At 29.2% G+C, this 1,076-nt stretch carries 1 protein-coding gene and 1 pseudogene; both read right to left on the bottom strand.

Annotated elements, in window-relative coordinates:
* Positions 1 to 182 precede the first annotated feature (182 nt).
* Positions 183 to 764, bottom strand: coding sequence for a toll/interleukin-1 receptor domain-containing protein (locus tag GOQ24_RS15710; protein ID WP_160340114.1), 582 nt, complete (start codon positions 762 to 764; stop codon positions 183 to 185).
* A gap of 1 nt (position 765) precedes the next feature.
* Positions 766 to 1,076: pseudogene (locus GOQ24_RS15705) on the bottom strand (hypothetical protein); the annotation flags it as partial.

Raw genomic sequence — 1,076 nt, 5'->3', positions numbered from 1 at the left:
TTTCGATAGGGAAGTTATAAGTAGAGTTATAAAATAAATATCTCCCCTCGATTTCTGTAAAACTTATAATTACTCCAATTAATGTAATTGCCCAACCTTTAATTATAAATGAATTTGTACTCATACGATTAATCGTGTTTTGTATAAATTCTAAATGTTTCAAGACTTTATCATCCATGTTATTATAACTTTAGCCATTTTTTTAGAGGAAGAAGTCTACTATTTCCATCTTTGTCTTCAGGATAAAACACATAGTATCCTTTTGGAATATATGCTCCTCCTATATACTGTGTTGAACCATCTTGATATTCTATTCTAGGATAAATTCTTAAATATTCTGCTCCATAAAAAACCTGATTACTTCTGTTAATAGGAAAAAGAGCGATATTGTTAATATACTTTTCAGCATCTCCTAACCCTAACTCCCAATTACACCATTTAGAATTAATTGCACTTTGCGTTGCTAATAAAATAAATTTATCCGCAACCTTTATTTTCTGCTTAAGTTTATGTGCGGTTTCTGCATTAGTGTATGCTGGCATTGATGAATCCATCCAATCAACATATACATCAACTCCCTCATCTTTAAGAAATGCAATAACATCTTGTAAGATAGTTTGTTCATCATGCTTGTGAGATAAGAAGATCATTGGACGCGATTTATCGCTATATGTACTTTCCTTAAGATTAACTATATTATCCGCCGAAAATGTTTCTGTTCTCGTTCTATAACTAGCTAACTTTGATTCTGAAATAAAGCTCATATTATTTTACAGTTTTTGTTATATTATAATCTTCTTTATTATCTCGTAATTCAATAGCTTTATTCAGATAATAATCTGGAATTGACTTAAAATCTTCCCACTTTACAGATTGAATATAACAACTATCACCATAATAAACAGTTGAACCATTTGTGCAAATTTCTGTATTTGGATTTTTAATGTTAAACATATTGTCTTTCAAAATCTGAAACAAAAACGATGTATTTAGATTTCTACAATTACAAACAGAATCTTGAGTAATATAATATTCATAGCTTCCCCATTGATCTGGTAATACAACTGCTATAATAC

Source organism: Myroides sp. LoEW2-1 (assembly GCF_009767705.1).
GTDB classification, from domain to species: domain Bacteria; phylum Bacteroidota; class Bacteroidia; order Flavobacteriales; family Flavobacteriaceae; genus Flavobacterium; species Flavobacterium album_A.
This window is presented reverse-complemented; position numbering and strand designations above follow the sequence as displayed.

What these genes read in the sequence shown, in the direction of transcription:
- GOQ24_RS15710 (WP_160340114.1), bottom strand. Translation starts at nt 764, where the DNA reads ATGAGCTTTATTTCAGAATCAAAGTTAGCTAGTTATAGAACGAGAACA.